At 45.5% G+C, this 25,955-nt stretch carries 21 protein-coding genes; 17 read left to right on the forward strand and 4 right to left on the reverse strand.

The window, feature by feature from the left end; translation table 11 throughout:
• The first annotated feature begins 75 nt into the window (after positions 1 to 75).
• The 6 genes from OYT88_RS10325 to OYT88_RS10350 all read left to right on the forward strand — a co-directional run bounded on the left by OYT88_RS10325 (position 76) and on the right by OYT88_RS10350 (position 9,106).
• Positions 76 to 1,449, forward strand: coding sequence for a M20/M25/M40 family metallo-hydrolase (locus OYT88_RS10325; RefSeq protein ID WP_274399836.1), 1,374 nt, complete (start codon positions 76 to 78; stop codon positions 1,447 to 1,449).
• A 16-nt stretch (positions 1,450 to 1,465) separates the two neighbouring features.
• Positions 1,466 to 2,893, forward strand: coding sequence for a M20 family metallopeptidase (locus tag OYT88_RS10330; protein ID WP_274399837.1), 1,428 nt, complete (start codon positions 1,466 to 1,468; stop codon positions 2,891 to 2,893).
• 621 nt (positions 2,894 to 3,514) lie between these two features.
• Entirely contained in the window at positions 3,515 to 3,694 is a 180-nt protein-coding gene (locus OYT88_RS10335; RefSeq protein ID WP_338000549.1) for an aminotransferase class III-fold pyridoxal phosphate-dependent enzyme, read from the forward strand.
• Between the two features lie 618 nt (positions 3,695 to 4,312).
• Positions 4,313 to 5,710: an APC family permease gene (locus tag OYT88_RS10340; protein WP_274399838.1), complete on the forward strand. Its 1,398-nt coding sequence runs from the start codon at positions 4,313 to 4,315 to the stop codon at positions 5,708 to 5,710.
• Between the two features lie 26 nt (positions 5,711 to 5,736).
• Entirely contained in the window at positions 5,737 to 6,558 is an 822-nt protein-coding gene (locus tag OYT88_RS10345) for a carbon-nitrogen hydrolase family protein (RefSeq protein WP_274399839.1), read from the forward strand.
• A gap of 541 nt (positions 6,559 to 7,099) precedes the next feature.
• Positions 7,100 to 9,106 carry a S9 family peptidase gene (locus OYT88_RS10350; RefSeq protein WP_274399840.1) on the forward strand — a complete coding sequence of 669 codons (2,007 nt, stop codon included), beginning with the start codon at positions 7,100 to 7,102 and terminating at the stop codon, positions 9,104 to 9,106.
• A gap of 361 nt (positions 9,107 to 9,467) precedes the next feature.
• Here the strand turns inward: OYT88_RS10350 and OYT88_RS10355 are convergent, their stop codons facing one another.
• Positions 9,468 to 10,256, reverse strand: a complete 789-nt coding sequence (locus tag OYT88_RS10355) for a MurR/RpiR family transcriptional regulator (RefSeq protein WP_274399842.1) — start codon at positions 10,254 to 10,256, stop codon at positions 9,468 to 9,470.
• Between the two features lie 117 nt (positions 10,257 to 10,373).
• Between OYT88_RS10355 and pfkB (OYT88_RS10360) the strand changes: the two genes are divergently transcribed.
• Together pfkB (OYT88_RS10360) and OYT88_RS10365 are read left to right on the forward strand one after the other, a co-directional pair.
• The gene (gene pfkB / locus OYT88_RS10360; RefSeq protein ID WP_274399843.1) at positions 10,374 to 11,306 is read left to right on the forward strand and encodes a 1-phosphofructokinase; all 933 of its coding nucleotides are present in this window, start codon (positions 10,374 to 10,376) and stop codon (positions 11,304 to 11,306) included.
• A 6-nt stretch (positions 11,307 to 11,312) separates the two neighbouring features.
• The gene (locus OYT88_RS10365) at positions 11,313 to 13,244 is read left to right on the forward strand and encodes a fructose-specific PTS transporter subunit EIIC (protein WP_274399845.1); all 1,932 of its coding nucleotides are present in this window, start codon (positions 11,313 to 11,315) and stop codon (positions 13,242 to 13,244) included.
• A gap of 317 nt (positions 13,245 to 13,561) precedes the next feature.
• Here OYT88_RS10365 and pfkB (OYT88_RS10370) read toward each other — a convergent pair whose 3' ends face one another.
• From pfkB (OYT88_RS10370) to gabR, 3 genes are all read right to left on the reverse strand, one after another.
• A complete protein-coding gene (gene pfkB / locus OYT88_RS10370; RefSeq protein WP_274399847.1) occupies positions 13,562 to 14,494 on the reverse strand; it encodes a 1-phosphofructokinase in 933 nt (310 codons plus the stop codon).
• Positions 14,495 to 14,975: 481 nt separating this feature from the next.
• On the reverse strand, positions 14,976 to 16,583 hold the full coding sequence (locus OYT88_RS10375; RefSeq protein WP_274399848.1) for an APC family permease: 1,608 nt from the start codon (positions 16,581 to 16,583) through the stop codon (positions 14,976 to 14,978).
• Positions 16,584 to 16,670: 87 nt separating this feature from the next.
• Entirely contained in the window at positions 16,671 to 18,089 is a 1,419-nt protein-coding gene (gene gabR, locus OYT88_RS10380) for a MocR-like transcriptional regulator GabR (protein WP_274399849.1), read from the reverse strand.
• 100 nt (positions 18,090 to 18,189) lie between these two features.
• Here gabR and gabT point away from each other — a divergent pair, with 100 nt between their 5' ends.
• The 9 genes from gabT (at position 18,190) to OYT88_RS10425 (ending at position 25,935) form a co-directional block, all read left to right on the forward strand.
• Positions 18,190 to 19,512: a 4-aminobutyrate--2-oxoglutarate transaminase gene (gene gabT, locus OYT88_RS10385; protein WP_274399850.1), complete on the forward strand. Its 1,323-nt coding sequence runs from the start codon at positions 18,190 to 18,192 to the stop codon at positions 19,510 to 19,512.
• 125 nt (positions 19,513 to 19,637) lie between these two features.
• Positions 19,638 to 21,011: an APC family permease gene (locus OYT88_RS10390; RefSeq protein WP_274399851.1), complete on the forward strand. Its 1,374-nt coding sequence runs from the start codon at positions 19,638 to 19,640 to the stop codon at positions 21,009 to 21,011.
• Positions 21,012 to 21,601: 590 nt separating this feature from the next.
• Positions 21,602 to 23,215 carry an AHH domain-containing protein gene (locus OYT88_RS10395; protein ID WP_274399853.1) on the forward strand — a complete coding sequence of 538 codons (1,614 nt, stop codon included), beginning with the start codon at positions 21,602 to 21,604 and terminating at the stop codon, positions 23,213 to 23,215.
• A 35-nt stretch (positions 23,216 to 23,250) separates the two neighbouring features.
• On the forward strand, positions 23,251 to 23,706 hold the full coding sequence (locus OYT88_RS10400) for a DUF4274 domain-containing protein (protein WP_274399855.1): 456 nt from the start codon (positions 23,251 to 23,253) through the stop codon (positions 23,704 to 23,706).
• Between the two features lie 127 nt (positions 23,707 to 23,833).
• Positions 23,834 to 24,178: a hypothetical protein gene (locus tag OYT88_RS10405; protein ID WP_274399857.1), complete on the forward strand. Its 345-nt coding sequence runs from the start codon at positions 23,834 to 23,836 to the stop codon at positions 24,176 to 24,178.
• Positions 24,175 to 24,333 carry a hypothetical protein gene (locus tag OYT88_RS10410; protein WP_274399858.1) on the forward strand — a complete coding sequence of 53 codons (159 nt, stop codon included), beginning with the start codon at positions 24,175 to 24,177 and terminating at the stop codon, positions 24,331 to 24,333. Before OYT88_RS10405 ends, OYT88_RS10410 begins: the two co-directional genes overlap by 4 nt.
• Before the next feature lie 301 nt (positions 24,334 to 24,634).
• Entirely contained in the window at positions 24,635 to 25,102 is a 468-nt protein-coding gene (locus tag OYT88_RS10415; protein ID WP_274399860.1) for a UCP033725 family protein, read from the forward strand.
• Positions 25,103 to 25,362: 260 nt separating this feature from the next.
• On the forward strand, positions 25,363 to 25,824 hold the full coding sequence (locus OYT88_RS10420; RefSeq protein WP_274399862.1) for a hypothetical protein: 462 nt from the start codon (positions 25,363 to 25,365) through the stop codon (positions 25,822 to 25,824).
• A gap of 12 nt (positions 25,825 to 25,836) precedes the next feature.
• Positions 25,837 to 25,935: an HNH endonuclease gene (locus OYT88_RS10425; RefSeq protein WP_274399990.1), complete on the forward strand. Its 99-nt coding sequence runs from the start codon at positions 25,837 to 25,839 to the stop codon at positions 25,933 to 25,935.
• Positions 25,936 to 25,955 lie beyond the last annotated feature (20 nt).

A 25,955-nucleotide genomic window follows, 5' to 3' on the forward strand; every position in this document is an offset into this window, starting at 1 on the left:
TCGCATATAAATCAGCTGTTCATATTTTATTTGGAAGCAAATGAATGCCAGTATTTTAACGGAGGTTTTATGTGAATGATTAATGAGAGGGAAGTATTAAAAGAAAAAGCAGCTTATTTTGCACAGGAATCTCTGGAAACATTGAATAATTATTTACGTCTGCCCTCAGTATCCGCTCAGCACCGCGCAATACCTGAAACCGTTGAGTTTGTTGCCGGACAGCTTGAGGCATTCGGCGGGAAAACGAAAATACTCAATGATTTGGGCGGAAATCCGGTTGTCTATGGGTTCTTTCCTGCAGATCCGCACGGGAATCAAAGCAAAACCTTGCTTTTTTATAACCACTATGACGTCCAGCCTCCCGATCCGCTTGAAGAGTGGCATTCAAAACCATTTGAACCGCTGCTGAAAGACGGTGTGCTCTATGCGCGCGGGACTGCAGATAATAAGGGATCACTGATACAGCGTCTTGCTGCTCTTAAAACGCTTCAGGAAAGAGAGGGGCTGCCATGCCGTGTGAAATTTTTAATTGAAGGGGAGGAGGAGAGCGGCAGCGCCCATCTGGAACCTTATCTGAAAAAGTATAGGGAATTATTCAGTGCCGATGCTTGTATCTGGGAGTTCGGAAGTAAGGACGATGAAGAAAGAGTGCAGCTTTACGGAGGAATAAAGGGATCTGCCTATTTCGAATTGTCGACAAAGAGTGCAGAAATTGACATACACTCATCGGAGGCGGCGTGCATCGACAATTCAGCGTGGCGTCTTGTACAGGCATTGTCAAGTATGAAAAACCAAAATAATGACATTTTGGTAAAAGGATTTTTTGATCAGATTAAAGAACCTGACGAAGCATTGACAAAATGGGCCGGGAACCTGCCTTTCAATGAGGAAGCACTGAAAAGTTTATATGGATTGAAACGGCCGTTGATCACAGAGGCGCGCGGAGAGGACCCCCGCCAGGCACTGATGTTTTATCCCACAATGACTCTATGCGGCATGATCAGCGGCTATACAGGCGAAGGATCCAAAACGGTCCTGCCCAAAGAAGCAAGCGCGAAGCTGGATTGCCGGATGGTACCCGGACAGACAGGGGAATATCTTTACAAGTGTATCCGACGCCATCTGGAGCGGCATGGTTTTTCCGACATCAAAGTAACATTGATAAATTCGCAGGAAGCCTACAGATCGGATATTAACGATCCATTCGTAAAACTAGTCAATGAGACGGCACAAGAGGCATATCAGTCCGAAACAGTTCTTTATCCGACGTCCCCCGGCACCGGACCGATGTATATTTTTAATAAATATTTACATCTGCCTATTGTCAGTACAGGAGTAGGCTGGGCACAATCAAAAGCACACGCTCCCAATGAATCGATCCGGATCAAAGATTATATAGACGGAACATTGCACATGGTTTATTTGCTGAAAGAATTTGCAAAGAATTGAGTGTGCGGGAGGACGAATGATGACAACAGACATTATTCAGAAAGTGAATGAACGGATTGAAGACCAGACTGAACTGTTCGCCAGCTTAAGTGAACAGGTTTGGTCCTATGCTGAATTAAGTTTTGCGGAACAGAAGTCTGCGGATCTATTAATCAAAGCATTTGTAAAGAAAGGCTTTTCCATTGAGAAAGATCTTGCCGGGTTAAGAACTTCATTTGTTGCAAGTTATGGATCAGGGGAACCTGTCATTGCTATCCTGGGTGAATATGATGCACTCGCCGGACTCAGCCAGAAAAAGGACAGCGCGGTTCATGATCCGATCATACAAAACGGCAGCGGACATGGCTGCGGGCACAATTTGTTAGGCGTGGGTTCTCTGGCAGCGGCTTTTTCCGTAAAAGATTATATTGCTCAACATCATCTGGCAGGCACGATCCGTTTCTATGGGTGCCCTGCTGAAGAACGCGGAAACGGAAAAGCATACATGGCAAGAGAAGGCTGCTTTAAGGATGTGGACGCCGCCTTTTCCTGGCACCCGGGTTCAGTCAACGTTGTACGGCAGACTTCATCAAATGCGGTGATCGAGGCGCGTTTCTCCTTCGATGGAGTCAGCGCTCATGCGGCGGCCCTGCCGGAGCTTGGCAGAAGCGCGCTTGACGCCGTTGAGTTAATGAATGTTGGCGCCAACTATCTAAGAGAGCATATGCCGGATAAAGCGCGGATCCATTACGCTGTGACGGATACCGGCGGAAGCTCGCCGAATGTCGTTCCATCCCATGCTGAAGTGCGCTATCTTGTCCGTTCGCCAAAACCCGGTGATGTACGAACGTTGTTCGAACGTGTGATCGATGTGGCGCACGGAGCGGCACTGATGACAGAAACAAAAATGTCGTACAAAATTGAAGGCGGATGCCATAATCTGATTCCCAACACGGCGCTTCACCAGGTCATGCTTGGTTACATGAAAAATATCGGAGTTCCGGAAATCAGCAAAAGAGATCTTGAATTTATTCAGGCAATTTATGATTCGCTTGGCGAAAATGAGAAAAAACACGCACTCAGCCAGCTGAACCAGGATCAGAAGGCGGCAATAGCCAGTAAGCCTATTGAAGACTGGATCATTCCTTTACCGGAAAAAGACACATTTATGGAGGGGTCAACGGATGTTTCGGATGTCAGCTGGAATGTACCGACTGCTCAGTGCATGACAGCAACATGGGCTTTCGGGACAGTTCCGCATACCTGGCAGGTCGTCGCCCAGGGTACACAGTCGTATGCTTTGAATGCCGCACTTTTTGCCGGGAAAACAATCGCCTGCACGGCCATTCAGACATTGACAGACAGCGAGCTTCTCGCTAAAGCCAAACAAGAGTTTAAAGAACGTTTGTCTGGGAAAAAATACAACTGTTTAATTCCGGAAGAAATTACTCCGCCAGGGAAATAAAAACCCATTATATATAATAGAAAGAAATTGAAGGAGCCGTCTCATTATTTGATGCAGATAGCTCTTTATTGCTTTTCAATTTTTGCAGTCTGAAAATCCAGTCGAACAGGGCATTTATTTATAATTATATAAGCACGGGCGGAAAGTGCCATAAGCTGTGGGACTTTTTAACAACAGGATTAATTAAATCATCAAATAACGGCATGCCCTATGGTTTTCATGAGTCTGTGTGGAGCAGGTCTTTAAGATTGGGTTAAGAGATGTTGCATTTGCGATCCTGCACATTCTGACGGCACAAGTACATGACACACATTATATTCCTGTTGCCTAATTATTCAGATAGCATCTGCTTTTATTTGTTATTTGTAATTCAGGCATATCTCAGTAAAAATCAGAAAAAAGCAACGGGATCACGAATATACTGATACCAAAATTATTCGAATTTTGATACTATACAAAATTGAAATAATTAATCAAAATATTTATAAAAAAGAGTGGCGGTGTGTTAAAGGATCTTCAAAAGTTGTATCCACAAAACAATGGCGGGGGAGGAGAGATCGGTTTGGGCGGCTGCCGTAGGGAATGGGAATCCTCCTATAACTGTCAAAGTAAGGAGGCATAATTTCAGACATTGACGGAAATCGATTCATTGATTCTGCAGGTATGATCGGTGTTCAAAATGTTGGCCATTATCATCCCGAAGTTATTGAAGCAACCAAAAAACAACCGGAGAGTGATCTTCATCCTGGATTTAATGTGATTATGTATCCATCTTACATTGAGCGATGTGAAAATTTTTAGCAGTCTGCTCAGCGGTGCTGCAGGAAAAGCTGAAATGCTTGTAATTTGAAGGGCTTTCTTAGAGAAACGAATTCCGGCAATTCCTGTCGGCCGCGTTGGTTGTTTTGAAATCTTCCTCCAAGAGGGGACCTGACTGAAAGGACAGAGAAAATCGGATCACTATTTAAGCAGCGAGCAATGAATGGAAAGAAAAAATATCCTTTCGTAGGTGATGTCAGACGTCTGGGTGCCGTTGGCGGCTTGGATTTGTTCAGGCTCGTGTTTCTAAACTGCCCGCTCCCCCAAAAATGAATCATTGTTCACTTTGCGCGTGACTGTAGTTTATTTCTTTTGAATGACGGAATAAATGGGGACTGCATTCATTTTTGCCGGCTCTGACGATCACGGATATCAGTTGCAAAAAAGGGCCCGGCATTGCTGAAGAGGGTTTAAACCAATTAAAAAATAGACGGTTCGTGCAACCGATAAGGCAGATGAAAACAATAAACAATTTGCAAATCACTGACAAACATTGATCTGTCATTTGAAAAAAAGAGAAATGATGGTTAACTCTGCAATATTGCGTTAGAAAATACAAGGTGCTGTTGAAGACAACTCTATCTGTCAGGGGATGAAATAATGAGTTATTCAATGGTCAATGCACCTTCAGAAAAAGGTGGACTCCGTTCACAATGTCTTTCATTCATCGAAGTTCTTGGCCAGTCTATCGCAAATATTGCTCCGACCGCGACACCGGCGATAACCATACCTGTTGTCTTTGCTACTTCCGGTAATGCTACATGGATCGCATATGTGTTTGCAACGTTAGCCATCATTCTATTAAGTCTGCAAATAAACATATTCTCTAAGCGTTCTGCCACAACAGGCGCTCTTTATACGTATATTTCAGAGGGTATCGGTTCCGCAGGCGGATTTGTTTCCGGGAGCGGCTTGGTGTTCTCTTACTTAGTAACCGGAAGTGCAGTGCTTTGCGGTTTTGCGAACTATGCAAATAATCTGCTGGCCTATGCGGGTATTCAGCTTTCGCCTGCTCTGATTATTATCATGGGTACCGCAGCGGCATGGTTTATGACTTATAAGGGTGTCGAACTTTCGGCCAAGGTTATGCTCGTTTTTGAAGCCATTTCTGTAATGCTGATCACTCTTTTGGGGATTCTCGTTTTGACTCATCACGGGTTCAGCCTTGGGACTTCCCAGTTTAATCTTAAAGGTGTGTCTTTTGACAGCCTAAGATTAGGGCTTGTTTTTGCCTTCTTCAGTTTTGTAGGCTTTGAAAGTGCGACGACTATGGGACGGGAAGCCAAAGAACCGCTGCGCAACATACCGCGTGCAGTCATTGGAAGCGGCATTTTCGTAGGAATATTCTTTGTGGCCATGTCTTTGATCATGGTCATGGGTTTCGCAGGCAGTAAAACCTCGCTGGGTGAATCAACCGCGCCGCTCACTTATCTTGCACAGCAAAGTCACGTTGGCATTCTCGGATTTTTAATTTCAATAGGCGCTATGGTCAGTTTCTGGTCTTGCGGCGTGGCTTCCATAACGGCTGCGGCCAGAGTCATGCTTCATATGAGTCATGAAGGATATTTGCCGGATGCCGTAGGCAAGTGCCACAAGATCAACAAAACTCCGTATGTCGCCATCATGGTTTGTTCAATTGTCGTAGGAGGCCTTCCTGTTGCCTTGGAATTGCTCAGAAGTACAAATATGGATGTGTACAACTGGACCGGGAGTATGGCTGTTTACGGATTTTTAATTAATTATCTGCTCGTGACGGTCTCAGCGCCTCTTCTTCTTTATAAATTAAAGGAACTGAAATGGCCCCATGTTGTCACGGCAGTACTTTCGTTTATCTTACTGTGCATACCGCTGATCGGAAGTGTTTACCCCTTTCCTGCATTCCCGATGGCCGTATTGCCGATTGTATTTCTTGGCTGGCTGATGATTTCTCTTGTATTTTACATTTTTGTTAAGCAGCACATGGGTCTACAAGAAAATCCGAATACGGAACAAATATAAGATTCTACAATTTTGGGGGGTCACTTATGAAAGTGAACGTGTCTTGCGTTCAAATGGAACCGGCTATGTACCGCGTAGATGAAAACATCAGCAAAATGGAAGGTTATATCGATACGGTAATGATCGAACATCCGGAAACGGACCTCATCATTTTCCCCGAACTTATCACATCAGGATATGAATGTAACGAAGAGTTCCATGCCCTTGCTGAAGTAGTACCGTACGGCAAGAGCATGAAACGGATAGGAGTGCGTGCCAAAAAATACGGGGTTCATGTGATTTATGGTTTTCCAGAACAGGATTCCATTCTAAGCGATGTTCTGTATAACTCTTCGGTCTTCATTGACAATAATGGAAACGTATTGGGCGTTTATCGGAAGGTTCACCTTTTTGGAAATGAGAAAACTTATTTTCGTTCTGGCTGTGAATACACCCTAATCAACTCATCAATTGGAAAAATAGGAATGATGATCTGTTATGATACATCATTTCCCGAAGTAGCGAGGACTTATGCCCTTCGCGGTGCCGATCTTCTTGTGATTTCTACAAATTGGGAAAAACCGTATGAAGCGGACTGGGATCTTGTTGCTAGGGCACGGGCAATAGACAACATTATCTATATTGCGGCAGCAAATCGTGTTGGTTTCGATACGACGCTCGGATTTTTCGGAAGAAGCAAAATTATTGGTCCTCTCGGTGAACCGATTAGAGAACTGAATGAAGAGAAAGAAGGATACATTTCTGCGCCACTTGATTATGAATTGCCGCTTAAATTAAAATCGGGCTATTACACCATTTTTAAGGACCGTAAACCGGATACGTACAGTATGGTTTGCGAGAAATACTAGAATGATCGATCGGGCTAATTCGAAAACGGCAGCTGCGGATGGCTCATTTTACAGAGCCAAGTATGTGAATTGGGCAGGAATTATACAGTGCGCACCACCTGATAGATTTTGATTCGTAGAATGGACGAACATTTTTTTGCTGTTCTCTCTGCATGTTTTTCTTAATGGCATTTGTGAATGCCAACCGTTATGATATTCCTCGATTAATGAATAAAAGGAGCCGCGCATTGGGTGGGGTGGAATTTTCTCTTCAATAATTCAGGACAACGGCAGTTGGCAAATGATCAAGAACTTTAATTGAAATAAATGTTATTGCGAAATAATTAAGAAGCATATTAAAAACAAAAAAATTATATAAGCAATAAGAACTGTTTTGTTCAACAGGTCCATCATAGGTGGTTCTTATGACGGGCTTGTTGAGCAGATCCGCTGAATCACAGCCGCCAGGAAAAGCCTGCCTGTTCCAATCAGTAATAGATTGAGAACAATTCCATTTATTTTTTTAAAAGTCTATAATGATTAGAAAACAAGGAGGATTAATATGACAAAGCGCTTAATAACGGCTGAAGATCTGGTCCAGTTTACTTTTGCGGGTTCGCCGGTGCTGTCTCCCGACGGGAAAAGTGCCGTGTACGTTGTAACAAAGGTTGACAAGGAAAAGAATGGTTATGATTCCTCGCTCTATCTTGCAGATGGTTTGTCGGAACCAAGGCGGCTGACTTTTGATTACATGAGCGACAAGCAGATCAAAAATCATAAACCCAGTTTCTCAAAAGATGGGCGGTCCGTTTACTTTTTGTCCGACCGCAGCGGAAAGAGCCAGGTTTGGCGATTGTCTCTGGACGGCGGCGACTCGCAGGTCCTGACAGATTTCAGCGAGGAGGTTACGGATTACCTTTTGTCTCCCGATGAATCTGTGCTCGTCTGCCAGAGTTCTATTAAAGATGACAGAGAAATTGAAAACGACGATGTCACGGTCGTCGCTAGGCTCCGTTATCTGGCAAACGGGAAAGGCATCCTCTCAGCAAATGAAGCACTATTCCTCTTTAATCTTCAAAATCATGAAAAAAAGCTGCTGACAGATAAAACACGGAACGCCTGCAATCCGGCTTTTTCTCCCGATGGAAAAAGGCTGTATTTCTGCCAGACTAAAGCCGAACCGGATAAGACAGACTATCTCTATGATATTTACAACTTTGATTTTGAGACGAATAAAACCGCTCTTTTCTATAAAGCAAAAGGGGATGTCGACGATCTCCAGGTTTCACCTGACGGACACAGAGTCGCCTTTGCAGGCAATGAAGATGGGGAATGCAGTCCGGAGAATATCGGTATCTGGCTTCTTCAGGAAACGGGCGGCCCGGCTGAGAACCTGACTGAGCCTGAAGAGCGCTCGCTCGGTAATTATGTGGGTACCGATGTCCGGTTTGACGAAGGGCGGCCCGTTTTTGTTTGGAATGATGACGGACAGTCGCTGACCTATCTGGTTCAAAACGGCCCTGCGGCCGGCTTGAAGAGAATCGGCCTTGACGGTCATATTTCCACTGTATATTTCAATGAAAAAGAAGTCATTACTTCATTTGATTCAAAAAATGGAAGGATTGCTGCTGTCGTTTCCAGCGTCTCGTCCACCGGCGATCTTTTCTTGATCAATAGCGATGGAGCGGCAAAGCAGGCAAGCGATCATAATCGCCGTTTTTTGGACGGACTGGACCTTTCGGAGCCTGTTCCGTTTACCTATAAAACGGCAGATGGTCTGGATCTGGACGGATGGGTGATGTTTCCGCCTGATTCAGTTCAAAAGGAGAAAAAAATACCGGTGGTTCTGGAAATCCATGGCGGTCCGGCCGCTGCGTACGGCTATTCGTTCGAACATGAATTCCAGTGCCTCGCCGCGGAAGGTTATGCGGTTGTCTTTACGAACCCGCGCGGCAGCCAGGGATATGGTGCCGAATTCTGCGCCGGCTGCTATGATGACTGGGGACGAAAGGATAAAGACGATATCCTCCGCGGCCTTGACTATGTGCTGGATCATTTCCCGGCCTGCGACCGGTCGCGCCAATTTGTAACCGGCGGAAGTTACGGAGGATTCATGACAAACACAATGGTCGGGACGACAGACCGATTTACTGCGGCCGTCACGCAGCGATCCATCTGCAACCTCTACAGCTTTTTCGGAACGAGCGATATCAGCTATTATTTTCTGAAGCGCTACTTTAACGGTGCGGATCTTTGGACGGATGAAGAAAAGCTGATGAGCTTCTCACCGATTCGGAGGGCTCCGCATGTGACAACGCCGATTTGCATTATTCACAGCGAAGAAGATTACCGCTGCCCGATCGAACAGGCTGAACAATGGTATGTCGCTCTCCGCCGGCTCGGGGTCGAGACACGCTTTGTTCGTATTAAGGGAGAAAACCATGAATTGTCAAGAAGCGGCCGTCCGGAGAACCGTCTGACCCGCCTTCATGAAATCATTAACTGGTTTAATAAGCACCATGCAGGAGACTTCTCTGCAGATCAGGCCAATACAATAGTTAAGATTTGACATCCGGGATGCAGATGTCTTTTCAGACAGCGGCCGGCTGATTCCCGCTCTGAGGGTTTTACAATGGAAAGTATGCGGATCATGCTTTGTCCGGGAATTGGGCGACATCGGGAATATCACATTCAGGGCGATTGATTGTTGGTCTGTAGGATGGACGACGATGTGTCCGTCCCGATCGTATCCTGTACCGGCACTTAGCAGATCGGTTTGGAAAATAGAAAGGCGCCATAGGAGGAGAACCTGCGGCGTTTTTTTAGGGTGTGCGTTCTTCTTAATTAGTGCAGCACCGGTGTTATAAAATAGATTGGGCAAGAGAAGGTTCATTAAAAAAGCGGGCATCAGGTGAGAAATGGTGTTCCGGCTATTTTTCCTTTTGCTGAGTACGAATGACGTATGCATCCATTAAAATGCGGGCGATAACCATAATAGGTAATCGTGAACGGACTTCATAATCAGGAAAGTATGACATTCTTGATTTATAGCCTATCAGGGACAGTTCTGACAAAGCGCAAAGCGGGCTGTTTCGATTAGTGGTAATGGTTACCGTGCTGACTCCGTTGTTTTTGCAGTTTTCAGCAGCTTCGACCAACTCTTCCGTTTTTCCATTTAAAGAAATGAAAATGACCAAATCCTCGACTGGAATCCGCTTGCTCATTGTCCGGATGATATTCGGGTCGTCATGCATTTCGCTGTATTTTCCGATAAGCTGCAGCTTTATTAACATTTCTTTTGCGATGAGTTCCGATAATCCTCTGGCAAATAACATAATTTTTTGGGAATGAATCATCTTTTGTATGGTGTCTTCAATTGTTCCGCGATCAAGCATCCGCAATGTTTCTGCTACTTCGCGTCTATTCTTTTCCACGGCTTCTTTAATCTTCTGATCGACATCTTCAACATTGGTAAAGGACATATCTTTGGCGTATTCCTCTTCAAGCTTGAACTTAAAGGAGGTGAACCCGCTGTATCCAAGCTTTTGCATGGCTCTGACGATCGTGGCCGTTGATACATTTGCCTTCATGCTTAATTGGACAATGGACAGGCGGGAAACCTGCTTCAGATTTTTAGTAATGTAGTCAATTAAATATTTCTCGCTATTACTTAACGAATCGATCCGTTCATGGATTCTTTCTTTAAAAGTAAGCGACATGATTTATTAACTCCCGCTATTTTGTAAACACTTACGTGTAAGTATAGCATAATAAGAAAATTTTTTCGTTCAAGTTGTGGGATATTTATTAATGGGGGGCGCAGAAAGGAGGATAAGATGATCTATACATGTACGATGAATCCTGCAATCGATTCATTTTCAGAATTTGACGAATTTAAACCTTTTATTGTGAATCGAAGTAAGTATGAGGATTATCAGGCAAACGGAAAAGCCATCAACATTTCGCTGATACTAAAAAAAATGAATATTGACAGCATCGCGACGGGCTTCCTTGGGGGTTTTACCGGAGACTTTATTGAAGCAGCGTTGAACAAACAGAATGTAGGAACAAAATTTATTCATACTGAGGGGATTACACGTATTAATTCATTTATCAGGGCAGGAAATCTTGAATATAAGGCAGTAAATCATGGATCGCCGATTTCCGGCAGGGATCAGCAGAAATTATTAAATTTCATTTCCAGCCTTCAGAAAAATGATCTTTTATTTGTTTCCGGTTCGCTGCCTAAAAATGTGAAAGATGAAATTCTGATTAAAATTGCACGATTCTCCCGGGAAAAAGGTTTTTCACTGGTGCTTGATGTCAGCTCGGGAATCCTTCTTGACTGCCTTCCTTATGGACCTGAGCTGATTAAACCAAGTGATGAGGAGCTGGCGTCTTTATTGAACAGTCAACAGAGCACAGATCATGAAGTGATTCAGGGGGCGGGCAAATTGCTGGAAATGGGGGCCAAAAGGGTGATTGTCTCAAGAGGGGAAAGGGGAGCGATTTACCGGGATCATCACCATATCCTGTCTGTTAATGCCCCTGAGGGACGGGTCATCAACACAGCATGTTCCGGAGATACGATGGTCGCCGCATTCATGGGATCGCTCATTCAGGGAAAAACCGTTTCCGATGCCTTAGCTTTCGCTTCGGCAGCTGCGTCTTCGACCGCTTTCACTGCCGGCTTAAGCGACTTAAAAGATGTTCCTTCCTTGTTAAAACAAATTCATATTAAAACAATAAAAAATGAAAGTGAGGTTTGAGCAATAATGTCATATAAAATTATTGCGGCAACCGGATGCCCGACAGGAATTGCCCACACGTATATGGCACAGGAGGCACTCCAAGAGGCGGCAAAGAAAAGAAATGTATCAATAAAAGTTGAAACTCACGGACAAAGCGGAGTTGAAAATGCACTGACAGAAAAGGAGATAAAGGATGCCGAGGGAGTGATCATTGCTGCGGATATTGATGTGAATCCTGATCGATTTGCCGGCAAAAGAGTTATTAATGTTTCCGTATCTAAAGGCATGAAGGATGCAGAGGAACTTGTTGATGCCATATTAAATGATTCAAGCATCCCTGTATATAAGGGAAACGGACTGGAAAATGCCACATCCGGATCATCCGGTGAAAACATTTCAAGCGGATTTTGGCATACACTGTACATTCAGCTTATGAATGGTGTGTCCCATATGATCCCGGTTGTTGTGGCCGGTGGTGTTATGCTGGCCGTTTCTTTCTTCTGGGGAATTAACTCGGCAGATCCGAAAAGTTCACAATATAATCAGTTTGCCTACATGCTGAATACACTCGGCGGCATGACGATGAATCTGATGGTTCCGGTTTTATGCGCTTATATTGCTGAAGCGATCGGAAAACGTGCAGGTTTGATCGCTGGTTTTGCGACAGGTATGCTTGCATTTACAAATGGAACCGGTTTCCTGGGCGGGATTGTCGGCGGTTTTCTTGCCGGGTACGTGACTGTTCTGTTGAAATATCTATTTAAAAAAGTTCCAAAACAACTTAACGGACTGAAAGAAATTTTTATCTATCCTTTGCTGGGCGTGTTCATTTCGACTGCTATTATGTGGTTTCTCTCATCGCCAATGAAGGACATTAATCAAGGCATGATGGCTTTTCTGAAAGGCATGCAGAACTCGGACCCGATTATTCTCGGACTCATCGTCGGAGCTATGGCGGCGTTTGACTTCGGCGGCCCGGTGAACAAAGCGGCTTACTTAACCGGTGTTGCCCTTCTCGGCCAGGGAAATTTCTATTTTATGTCCGGGGTCTCAGCAGCCTGTATTGCTCCCCCGCTTGCGACAGGTTTTGCCGTTTTATTGAATAGAAAAGCCTATACTAGTGAGGAAAGGAATGCAGGTTATGTGAACTTTCTGCTGGGGTCTACGCATATTACGGAAGGAGCCATTCCATTCGCTGCCAAAAACCCGTTCCTGAATATTCCATCATTCATGATTGGATCGGCCATTGCAGCCATTCTGAGCTACGCGACGAAGATCAGTGATCCGGCACCTCATGGCGGTTTCATCATACTTCCGCTCGTAAACCATCCGCTATTATGGGTGCTTTGGATCGTGATTGGCGCTCTGGTATCCGGAATCCTTCTGGCTTTGTCTGCAGGGAAACAGGCAAGAAAAAATGCTGTGCTTAATCAGCCCGCTCATACTGCCGATTTTAAAAATAGTACCCAATCAGTCAGAAATTCCCTGAATTTGGTCACTCCAGTGACCGGGCCCGATCCGGGAAGCATTCTCAAAAAGCAGAATATCGAATTTGACGTTGAGGCTAAAACCCGGGAAGATGTTCTAAAATATCTGGCCGATTTAGCTGTCAGGAATCAGGATGCTGTGGATTCAGAGCCTGTATACCAAAAATATCTGGCAAGGGAACAGCAAGGATCTACAGGGATGGAAAAGGGCATTGCTATCCCGCATGCTCAGGATGCCGCAATAAAAAGATCCAGTATGATGATATTGAAATTAAAAACACCGATTGAATGGCAGACGCTGGATGGAGGGAAAATTGACACGGTGATTTCATTCCTTATTCCGGAAAATAGTGCCGATCATCTTAAATATTTGGCCAATGTATCTAAACTGCTGGCACATGACCATTTTATTAAACAGTTGAAAAACGCTCATTCAAAGGAAGACATTCGTAAGCTATTTAGTTTATGAGCAGATAATCTATGGGAGCGCTTCAGCTGCAGTTGAAAATGCAGGACATTATAATGATCTTTTTAGCCGAAAGGGAGATGCTGCCTTTCGGTTCTTTTTGCAGGCCACAATCCGAAGATAATTATGATAGGAAAGGAGAAATGTCCGCATCTCGAACTTCTCCGGACATTTGTCGGCTGAATGATAAAAGCACTTTTCTTGAGCAGTGTGTACATTTCCAGAAATTCCCTTTGATCTTATTCGGACTTGTTTGGATTTCCGGCAAAAGGGGTGTTGGTTCAGCAAGTCCTGAATAGACAACTGCCTTCCGGATCGTATTATCTCTCGATCTTTTCTATATGCACTTCATGAAGCAGTTTTTTATAATCGTCCAGAATGACGTGCGCCGTTTCAAAGGTCATGGCATTGGCGGCGGACAGGGCGATCGATTTTTTCAGCATCTCTTCAGGCGGAAGCTGTTCGGACAGCGAGACGCTCAGCGATGCAACCATAGAATCGCCGCATCCGAGCGTACTTTTTACTTCAATATCCGGAGCCTGTCCGCGCCAGACGCCGCTGTCGCAGATCAGCATGGCACCGTCTCCGCCCAGAGAAACGAGGATATAAGGAACTCCTTGTCTGACAAGCTGCTGACCGAAAGCGATTATTTCCGCGTCATCGGCCTTTTCCCTGCCCATTAATTCAGTTATTTCTTTACGATTCGGTTTGATCAGGTCAGGCTTTTGATCAACTGCCAACTTCAGCCATTCTCCGGATGTATCGACAATCACGCAGCGGCACGAATGTCTGGCCGTGCGGACCAGATTGAGAAAATAATCTTTGTCGACGCCGGCGGGGACGCTGCCGCAGATCGTTACAGCATCACTTGCCGAGGCGAGTTTTTTAAACTGTTCCATCAGGGATGCACACTCTTCATGGCTGACCGATGGACCCGCTTCAAGCAGCTCGGTCCTTCTGCCGCTTTTTTCAAACAGCTGGATGTTCGTCCGTGTCGATTCCTTGATTCTAATAAAATAATTGCCGATTTTCTCATCTTTAAAGCAGCGGACAAAAATACCGGCCACATCGCCTCCCAGAAAACCCGTGGCATTAACCCGGCAGTCCAGATCACGAAGGACCTTTGCGACATCGATGCCCTTGCCGGCTGCCGATTCGGATAAAAGCCGGGTACGATTTGTGTCGCCAACGGCCAGTTCGTCGGTTGCAAGCAGTTGATCGAGTGCGGGATTCAAGGTGACAGTGGTGATCATTTTTTCATCTCCAGTCTGATTTTATTGGCAAGCAAAGAAATTGCCTTCTTATTATGGGCCGATGATTGAGTAAATATTGGATTATACGAATATCCTTTTAGCTCATTTTTCTGCTGTGCCGTCAAATGGTGTCCGACTTTTCCTGAGACCGTTCATCGTTCGAAAGCCGGAAAATCATTCCGCAATCAATAAATTTCCATAATGATTTGATAGCTCCGAATAGAGGACGACCGAAAAACTGCGCGTAATGACCGAAAAACCGCATGTAACAACCGAAAAACTGCACTTGGCGACCGAAAAACCGCGCGTAATGACCGAAAAAATCGCTGTGACGACCGATAAATAGTTTCTAACGGTCTCATAATCCTGGCATACAATTTTCCAGTATAAACAGGTTGACTTTGTCCTTTTCTACATAAAAAAATATTTTCGATAGGATTATCCGCGGACCGATGGCAGGCCTGTCCGATCAACGATGATTTTAACCTAATTTCATGTCCTTATCTCCCGCTGCTGCGTCGTCCGTTTCGTCTGCCGCATCGTCAAAAATCGCTTTCGGCAGGCAGGTATGGGTGCCCCAGTAATAGGCTACGAGTGAAATAAGTGCGACGGTCAGAAAGTCCCACGGCTGCTGCAGTATCCCGATCCCGCCGAAAATGCCGAAGTAGGAGGCGGCCATGATCGCGGCATAGTAAAAGATCAGCCAGAGGGAAGATTTGACTTGCTGCTGAATCGTTACTTTATCCGTCGGGACTGCTTTTCTAAATAACAGATAGATGACGAACATCGCTATTTGCGAACCGAGCAGCCAGGAAAGGTTACTCCAGCCGGACCAATAGACAATCAGTGAAGCGATGATGAATGAGAGCGGCCCGATGACCGACATCCCTTTTAAAAAGAACGGACGCGGCAGATCGGGTGCATTTCTCCTGAAGGAGGCGGCGGAGACCGGAGCGATCGCATAGCTGAGAATCAATGCGGCGGAAACGACCCCGACTAATGCCTCCCAGGAAGGAAAGGGCAATGTCCAGAAGATGGAGAGGATAAAAGAAAGCCAGAGAGCCGGACGGGGAACGCCGGATTTTTTATCTATCTTCGTGAATATCTTGAACAGGGTCCCGCTTTTTGCCCATCCGTATACGACGCGGGATGATGCCGACATGAAGATATTCCCTGTACCGGTCGGAGAAATAATGGCATCCGTGATGATAAAAAAGGTCAGCCAGGCGAAGCCGAGACTGATGGCGATATCGCGGAACGGAAGACTGAATTTGTTTGAAATGTCGGTCCATCCGGATGAAAGTATGTTCGTCGGGATGCCTCCGATAAAAGCAATCTGAAGAAACAGATAGACGATCGTCGCCAGAACGGCGGACAGGATCAGGGCAATGGGAATGGTTTTCTGGGGATTTCTGGCCTCGCTTGCCACGGAAACAATCGGCGTCAGGCCCAGATAGGCAAAGATGATCCCGCCCACGGAGATGGCCGACTGGATTCCGGATAATCCGAAAGGCGCAAAGCCTTCGACCGTAAAATTATGAAGCTTTATCTGCGACAATAAAACGACAATCGTCAGTAACGGAACCACAAATTTGAAGAGTGTAATAATGGTATTGGATCTGGCGAAGATTTTAACACTCCAGTAATTTAAAACAAAAAATAAAACGAGCAGTATAAATTGAAACAGCCATCCGGCAACGGTCGGAAGAGTGGATCCTTTCTGAGTCAGAAAGGGGATCCATGAAGCAGTATACTGGCGGGCTGCCTCGACTTCAATTGCAACCAGGCTTGAATTGGCGATCAGCGTGATAAATCCGATAAGATAGCCCATTATCGGTCCGTGAGAATATACCGGAAAACGGACAACGGCGCCGGCCCGCGGCAGAGATGCACCGAGTTCGGAGAAAACCAAACCTAACAGAAGAATGGCAAAGCCGCCGATAACCCATGACAGGATACCGGCCGGACCCGCAATTGAGGCGACATGGCTGGAAGCGAACAGCCATCCTGAACCGAACATAGAACCGAATCCAATAAAAGTAAGGTCGGACAACGTGAGTTGCCGTTTAAATTTTCCTTGATCTGACAATGATTTCACCTCTGGATAGTCAATACCTGCATCTCTGATGTTTCATTTTCAAATGCTGGGAAGTCCGGAAACAGATTTCGTTTGTGATTATCCGTAAACGGCGCGATAAAGTCTGTTTACGCCTTCCTCAATGTTCTCTTTGGACAAATTAGCGAAGCCGAGAATAAATCTCGGTTCCCGGTCGTTGATGCAGCTTCTCAAGAAACATCGTCTTAAACTGTATAGTTCAAGCTTTTCCTCATCTGCCCGTCTGAGTATGGCGTCGACATTTTCTCCGCTCTTAAAGGCAGACATAAAATGAAGCCCTGCATTTGCTCCATAAATCGTGACATCATCGCCGAATTTTTTTCCCAGTTCCTCAATCAATCGCATTCGCCGTTCCGAATAGATCTGTTTCATCCGTTTGATATGCTTCCGATATTCTCCTGAATCAATGAATTCCTGCAGGGTCAATTGTATGAGTGCACTGCACGTCTGCATAATAAAACGGGATTTTTCCCTGAATGCTTTCAGTAAGCGCTGGGGCAGCACCATATAACTGATTCGCAGACCGGGAAGCAGTGATTTGGAAAAAGTGCCGATGTAGATCACTTTGTCGAAAGCGTCTAATCCTTGCAGCGATGGAATCGTGTCGCACTCGTATTTGAATTCGCTGTCGTAATCATCTTCAATGATAAAACGGTTTTCTGAACGTGACGCCCAATTTAATAGTTGAATGCGCCGGGATATCGGCATGACGATGCCTGTCGGAAACTGGTGCGAAGGCGTAATATAGAGCACATCGGGATTGATCCGGTTGATTTCATTCATTTTAATGCCGCGGTCATCCAGTTCAATTGTCCGTACATCGGCATGCTGCATCGTTAATAATCGGTAGATTCTTTTATAGCCCGGCTCCTCCATCGCGAAGGTTGCATTTTGAAAAAAAGATTGGCGGAGCAGCTGAACGAGCACCTGAGTTCCTCCGCCCAGGACAATCTGTTCAGGAAAGCACTTCACGCCCCGGGTGACCGATAAAAGTCGGCTAATGGTGCGGCGGACTGAATAGATACCTTGAGGAAAACGAGACGGGTCGTCGCTTAGTTCCGTTCGTCTTGATCTGAGCGCCTTATGTTCGCAATTCAGCCAGCTGTCAAAAGGGAAGCAGGATCGGTCGGCGGACATATGGGAGAATGACAGCCAGTCTTTTCTTGAATCAGGCGATTCGGCAAGTTCAGGATTCAAAGCTCTTGAAGAGCCGAACGGGACCGGAAGCGTATCAAGCTTTTCTACATAAAAGCCGCTCCGCTCTTTTGCATAAATATAGCCCTCGGCAAGAAGCTGCTGATAAGCACTGTTCACCGAGTTGACGCTGACTTTTAATCCCTTCGCAAGGTCGCGCTTTGAAGGCAACTTCTCATGAGGCAAAAAATGATGCAGCAGAATTTCCTTTTTCAACTGCCTGTAAATCTGTCGATAAATATAATCACTTTTCCGGTCGGCTGATCGCATGTTTAAAGTTAACATAGAATCAACTCCTGACACCAAAGAAAATTGAAAATTGATACTTTACATAATACCAATAATTTATAAAAATATCTATAAAAAGGTAGGGGGGATTTAAATCATGAGTATCAACAACCTGGAGAAGATATCGACAAAAGAATGGCAGGATAAGCGCGATCGCTACGTCGCTGCGGCAATCGGCAACGGAAATCGTCATATTGCCGCTAAAGCAGACGGGGCGATTATTACAGATATTGACGGCAACCGCTTTATCGATTTTGCCGGAGCCATCGGTGTTCAAAATGTCGGGCACTGTCATCCCAAGGTTGTGAAAGCCGTCAAAAAACAAGTGGATGATTATATTCATCCGGGATTCAACGTTATCATGTATCCGTCCTATATTGAATTATGTGAAAAGTTATGCCATCTTGCTCCGGGTTCGTTTGCCAAAAAAGCCCTGTTATTGAATTCCGGTGCCGAAGCAGTAGAGAACGCGGTTAAAATTGCCCGCCGCTACACGGGCCGTCAGGCAGTTGTTACGTTCGACCGCGCCTTTCACGGACGGACCAATCTGACAATGAGTATGACCAGCAAGGTCGTTCCTTATAAATTCGGTTTCGGCCCGTTTTCATCGGAAACGTACCAGGCGCCTTATCCTTATTATTATCGGAAGCCGGAAGGACTGAGCGACGAGGCATACGATCAGCAAATCATTGATGCGTTTGAATACTTTTTCCTGAGTACGGTGGCTCCTGAATCCGTAGCCTGCATCGTCATGGAACCGGTGCAGGGCGAAGGCGGATTTATCATTCCTTCCAAGCGATTTGTCACGTACGTGAGAGAATTCTGCACAAAGCACGGTATCGTTTTTATCGCGGATGAAATTCAGGCCGGTTTTGCCCGGACGGGGAAAATGTTCGCGATCGAAAATTTTGATTGCATTCCGGACTTAATGACGGTGTCTAAATCGATCGCTGCCGGATTTCCGCTCAGCGGTGTCGTCGGCAAGGCAGAAATCATTGATGCGTGCGATATTAAAGGATCGCTCGGCGGCACCTATTGCGGCAGTCCCGTTGCCTGCGCCGCTGCGCTGGCTGTGCTCGAAATTATTGAGGAAGAGCGGCTTGCGGATCGGGCGGAAAAGATCGGCGCGGCCATTGAGCGAAGGGCACTTCAATGGAAGGAGCATTTTTCATTTGTCGGCGATGTCAGACGTTTGGGCGCGATGGCGGCTGTCGAATTTGTGAAAGACCGGGCATCCAAAACTCCCGACAAAGAGCGAACGGACAAAATTGTACAGTTTGCCAATGAACACGGATTGCTTCTGCTGAATGCCGGGCTGAGAGGAAACTGTATCCGCTTCCTGTCGCCGCTGACAATTCCTGAAAATGAGCTGTACGAGGGCCTTGATATTATAGAGAAAGGCATGGAATCCGTGCAGTAATTCCATAAAGAAAACTGTGAGGATCCGGCTCAGTACGGATGACGCAAACAAGGGTAAATAACTAGCCTCAAAGGACAAGCTGATGGGTGTGCTAAAGCTTAACTTGATAATTTGAGGTGAAAAAAATGGATTCGGAACATTTATCCTTTAAACCGACGCTGAAGTTGTATCAGGTTGTTTTATTTGGACTGGCCTATATGGCGCCGATGATTGTCTTCGGCATTTTCGGCGTGATTGCACAGACAGCACAAGGACTTGTCGTACCCGCCTATTTGGTTTCTCTTGTCGCCATGCTTTTCACTGCTTTCAGTTATGGACAAATGGTTAAAGCCTTTCCGACTGCCGGATCCGCTTATACGTATGTCAGAAAATCGATCAGTTCCCATCTGGGCTTTTTAGTGGGATGGGCGATTCTGCTGGATTATATTTTCATACCGATGGCTATCTGGCTGATCGGAGCTTCCTATTTAACGGCCATGTTCCCTGCCGTGCCGACATGGGTCTGGATTCTCATTTTCATTGGCATCACTTCTATTATAAACATCATTGGCATTCAGGTCGCCACCAACATAAATTTCCTGATGATGGCTTTCCAGTTTCTTGTTATTGCCCTCTTTGTTATTTTGAGCATTCGCAGCCTTCTCGGAGGGACCGGAGCAGGTGCGCTCTGGTCGGTAAAATTGTTTGCCGGGGACGGGAATGGCTCTCTGTCCGCAGTGCTGGCCGGTGCATCGATTGCCTGCTACTCTTATCTGGGATTCGATGCGATCACGACGCTGACTGAGGAAACCATCCGTCCCGAAAAGACAATGCCGCGCGCTATTCTTCTGACAACTCTGATAGGGGGAATAATCTTTATTGCCGCTTCTTATTTTTCACAATTAGTACATCCGGATTATCTTCATTTCAGCGATGTTTCTTCCGCAGGCCTGGACATTGCAAAAGAAATCGGCGGAAATCTATTCAGCGCGCTGTTCCTGGCCGGACTGATTATTGCGCAATTTGCTTCGGGCTTATCCGCCCAGGCCAGTGCTTCGAGGCTGATGTACGCCATGGGACGAGATGGAGTTTTCCCTAAAAAAGTGTTCGGCACCCTGAGCAGAAAATTCGGCACGCCGATGTTTAACATCATCTTAATCGGTATCCTGTCATTGCTGGCCTTGACCATGACAGTGGCAACGTCTACATCGTTCATTAACTTCGGTGCCTTTTCAGCTTTTACTTTTGTTAATATATCTGTATTTTCCCACTACTTTGTTAAAAAAAGGGAAAGAGGCGCAAAAGCTTTTTGGAAATTCCTGGTCTGTCCCTTAGCGGGAGCCTGCTGTACCTTACTATTGTTAATTCACCTTGACCGCGCCGCATTAACGCTTGGCCTTTCCTGGCTGGCTGTCGGCTTTGTCTATTTGCTGGTCCTGACAAAGATGTTTAAAAAGGAGCCTCCGGAATTGCGCTTCGATGCGGAAACAGACAGCTATTCACATGATCTGGCGAATTGAAGTGCCGTGATAAAGGTGCGGGAGCGTTTACCGGATTAGGTCGAAACAAAGAGTCATGTCTCAATGCCTTTGGCGCAGTGAACCGTGACGAAAATGTTAGAACATCACCGGGCAATCGCCGTTTATCATTCTGTTTTGATGCCGCTCCGGTTCCATAGATTCGCTTCCTTGAGGAATGTATGCGGAAATTCATCGGACCGTCAGCGACGGCGGACCGCTGCCCAATCGACAGGAATGCCGGCAGAAGCGAATTATTTAAAAAGCAATAGTTCAAAAGGCCTGCCATTTCCTGTCGGAACCTGCCGAATAAGGTTTGAATAGCGTGAAAAGAGATGAAAATCCAGGAACTTTTCCCTGTTCAATATTTTGTCACACTTTTCTATAATACAAAGGAATGCGTGAGGAGAAATCAAAAATCGAAGCTCTCGGCAGAGCTTCGGTTTTTTTCAGGTGACGTGAAATCGTCTCTGCAAAACAATAGAGCCGCTTTTTCGGAACGAACGAAGTACCCAAAATAAAGGGGCGGTAAAGATGGACAATCAATGGCTGATGCTGGCCGTCTCGATCAATGAAGGGCGGTGACGGAAAACATGGGAGAGGATGTTTCTTATCAAAGCGGTTCATGGGACGACATGGGCCGGGCGATCGCTCAAATTTCATCCTGGGGCGGCGCGCTGGAGCGCATGCGGCAGATGGACCGGACCCTTCAGCAGATCCAGAAGGCGATCGACGATCTGGACGAAGACCGGCGCCTCTGGTTTTCGTACAAAAGCCAGGCTGGGACGCTCGACAAACTGGGTCAGGACTACCGGAAGCTGGACACCTTTACGAGTGAGGCCGGCAATGCGGTCAGCCGCCAGATCGACGATCCCTTTTACAAACAGATGGACGCCTTTGCCGCGGAAATGGCGCAGGTTTCGATCAGCCAGTACCACACCCCAAACACGCTGAACGTCAAGGAGTACCAGGCGGCCAGTCCGCTCGCCTCTGTCGCCGCCTATGAGCCAGTGACCAAACAGTCGATCACATTCGACGATCTCTTTAACAGCAGCAGCCTGATGGCCGCCTCGCTGAAAAAGGAATACGAAGCCTACCGGGCCGCGGCCGGGAAACAGGCCGGCGACGTGACCTTCGACCAGTACAAAGAAGGGATCCAGTACAGCCGCGGCTTCGACTACCGGTCGATCAAAGACAAACAGATGGACCGGGAGTTCTGGGTGAACCTCGGCATCGGAGCGGCAGTCGTCATCCTGACGATCGCCTGCCCGCCGGCCGGGATCGCGGCGGGTGCCGCCTACGGGGCGATGCAGCTGGCCGACGCGGCCACCGGGACGAGCCTGATCTCCGGGCGGAAGCTGAGCACGGAAGAGCGGGTCACGGAGGGCGTCTTCGGTGTGCTGGACGTGATCCCCGCTTTCAAGGCCGCCGGCGCTTTCAGCGCGATCGGCCGGATGGGCACCCAAGGCGTGACGACCTTGGGCGACCTGACGAAAACGATGAGCCGGGCGTCCGGAAGGTGGTTGATCCAGCTGAAACAGGCCGGCCGTGCAGGGATAGACAGCGTGAAACAAGCCGCGGCCAACGCGGGAGACCGGATTTCCCTGAGCGGCCTGCAGCCGGAATTTGCCGGCGCTTCAGGAGTTGGCGGCGGAGAGCGTTTCGTCGATAATTTAAGGAACATTAAACAGTCAGTTCAACAAATATATTCAAAGAATATTGGGAGCATGTCTACAGAAAAAAATAATGTTAATAGACTTGTCCCAGGTAAACCAGGAATTGTAACAGGGGGGGATTCAAGTAAGTTAGGAAAAAATTTGATGGAAGAGATGGGAATTAAACGTTCGGCAAGATGGAGTGGATATCAAGCACAGCACATTATCCCTGCTGAAATGTCAAATAATCCGGTCATTAAAAAAATAGGCATGGACTTAGATAGCTCATCAAATGGTATTTTTCTCAGGATACCGGGTGATAATATAAGTGCAATTTCTAGACATAGGGGCTATCATTCTATTTATAATGAAGTGGTGGCGCGAGCATTAAATAAAATGGATATTAACCAGAGCGTTGATAGCTTACAGAAACAAGTATATAATTTGCAGAAAAATTTAAGAAAATTACAGGAAAAGGGATTACCACTGTACCCTAACCAAGGCGCGACAGTAGATCTTTGGGAAAGAAAGCTAAAACAATTAAAGTACTAAATCACATGAAAATAATGGTAAGGTGGGCAATTTTTATGGAGAATAAAGATATTAATTTTTTGGAAGAATTGCTTTATAACACAGAAAAGGATGATGTCATCAAGCAGTTAAGTAACACAAGTGACCCTCTAGTCCTCCATTGCTTTGCCGCAAATTACAACTGGAATAGTGGTTTAGAAATACCAGAAGCTATCCTCACGAATAAGCATTGTGATCTAGGAACAGGATTATTAATGTTTTATTATGCTGACGGATATCGTCTGTTAGAAAATCCAAAGGGAGTTTCAACCTCTAAACTTGAAGAATGGAAGGATTTTTTGCTCAAGCTTTATAATAAACTTATTAATTTAGATTTTAAATCACAAAATATATCATTTAATCCTGAATTAACGAGAGTCCAAAAATTTAAATTGAAAAAAATGAATCCTAATATTCCAGAGTTTTTAGTAGACAAATCACCTGGTAAAGTAATTGAAATTCCTGAAATATAAGAAACTTATTTTGAAACCTTGATCAGCTTTATACTTCAAGGTTTTTTTATTAGATATCTCTTATTAGATGACTAATCAGGGATTATGTAGTAGCCACTAACTGATTAATATTTTTTGAACATGACATTTGACCAATTGGAGAAAATGTTTCATACCGGAAACAGTTCATGGGATAACATGGGTCGCCGATGCGGTCAACCGCCGGATCGACGATCCCTTTTACAAACAGATGGATGCCTTTGCCACGGAAATGTCGCAGATTTCGATCAGCCAGTACCACACCCGGAACACTCTGAACGTCAAGGAATACCAGGCAGCCAGTCCGCTTGCCTCCGTCGCCGCCTATGAGCCAGTGATCAAACAGTCGATCACGTTCGACGCTCTCTTTAACAGCAGCAGCCTGATGGCTGCTTCGCTGAAAAAGGAATACGAAACCTACCGGGCCGCGGCCGGAAAACAGGCCTCGGCGTGACTTTTGACCAGTACCAAGAGGGCATCCAGTACAGCCACGGGTTCGACTACCGGTCGATCAAAGACAAGCAGATGGACCAGGAGTTCTGGGTGAATCTCGGTATCGGGGCGGCAATTGTCATCCTGACGATCGCCTGCCCACCAGCCGGGGCATAGATGGAATATCAAGATCTACAGGGAAGCCAGATAAGTTTTATGGAACCATAGATAAAGTCAATGATCCGAGTCAAGTATCTGTTCCGGCTTGGGAACCAAAAGAGGGCGACTATCCTTTCACTGGCAGAGGATTTACAGGAAGTAAAAGTATTATTTCACCAGAATACTTTCAAGATTTAAGAATATTTACTGATGGTGATAAAATCAATATATTCGATGGTAAAACAGGTGAAATAACTCAACAATTTGTTTATGATGCTGATACAGATGAAAAATGGATATTAATGGGGGGAAAATAAAAATGGTCTTTGCTATTTATAACAATAAAGAGTATGAAGCAACTATAAGGAATTCAAAAATTAGATTAAAATCTAGAATGGAAGATGTTGGATTTTCTGAGCTAGTTGATATTGCAGGAAATATTCATAAAGACATTTATATTAAAGAAGTAAGTGATAACAAAGTAGAATTAGTTTATGAATTAAATTATAAAGTGATTTATAAGGGAATGGAATTTGAACCGCTTGCCATAGGCAAATTTGTTTTAGATCAGCACTATATAATGATAACTACTAACGATAGGGATATTGCGGAGAAATTTCAATTTGAGAAGAAGGAACCCTTTGTTTTTGATAAACAGATCCCATTGAATGAGATCGACGCATTAATTGAGATAAAAATACCCCTGTTGAGATTTAAAAATCTGGGAGAAGAAAGAATCAGAATTGAGAGTCAAGACATCAAGGCCTATCTTTTGAAACAAAAGTAAGGTTTGAAATTAACCACTCTGTTATACAGTAGATAGTTGCTGACAAAGCGTTGAAGACAAAATGATTAAGAAAGCAGTTAAGTAAGCACGAGTCGGTGAGAAAAAATTCCACCCTTGAGTGAGTCAACCCTTCAATCAAAATTCTGAATAAGAACCAATCGTGAAGCAAGAAATTACCCGCACAATACGTTTCAGATACCGGCGCAGACGCTGGGAAAATCGACGACATCGACGACTTCTGCCGCTGGGCTGCTGAACTTTTGGCACTGGTCGCCGAAATGATGAACCGGGCGATCACTAAAATTTCATCCTGGGGTGCGCTGGACTGCATGCAGCAGATGGATGCCTTTGTCGCGGAAATGTCGCAGGTCTCAATCAGCCGTTACCACACCCCAAACATGCTGAACGTCAAGGAGTACCAGGCGGCCAGTCCGCTTGCCTCCGTTAAACCATGGTCTTGGGATGACAGTATTCCAGGTGGAGATAGTCTTTCACCAGTCCAAAGGAGAAAAATAAAAGAATTTGCGATGTCGAAGGGTTATATTCCAGAAATAGAAATAAGTAAAGCAGATGGCATGAGATATGGATTCGCTAATTTTGCAGATGCGGGCGTAGTTCAAAGAACTGTTTATTTGCCCAAAACGTTTTGGAAATTGTCGGATAAAGAGCAGTTTAACTGGTTAGACAAACACATAGGTGGAACTAGAAAAGGTATGACTTAGCATCATACGAATATACCCGGTAGAATGGAGTTAGTTCCATTTGGAATTCATAACATAACACCTCACAATGGCGGGAGAACAATAGGAATGTGGGCGAATGCTCCGAGATAATATACGATTTGGGGAGGCAT

Source organism: Sporolactobacillus sp. CQH2019, from assembly GCF_028765345.1.
Classification (GTDB): Bacteria; Bacillota; Bacilli; order Bacillales; family Sporolactobacillaceae; genus Sporolactobacillus.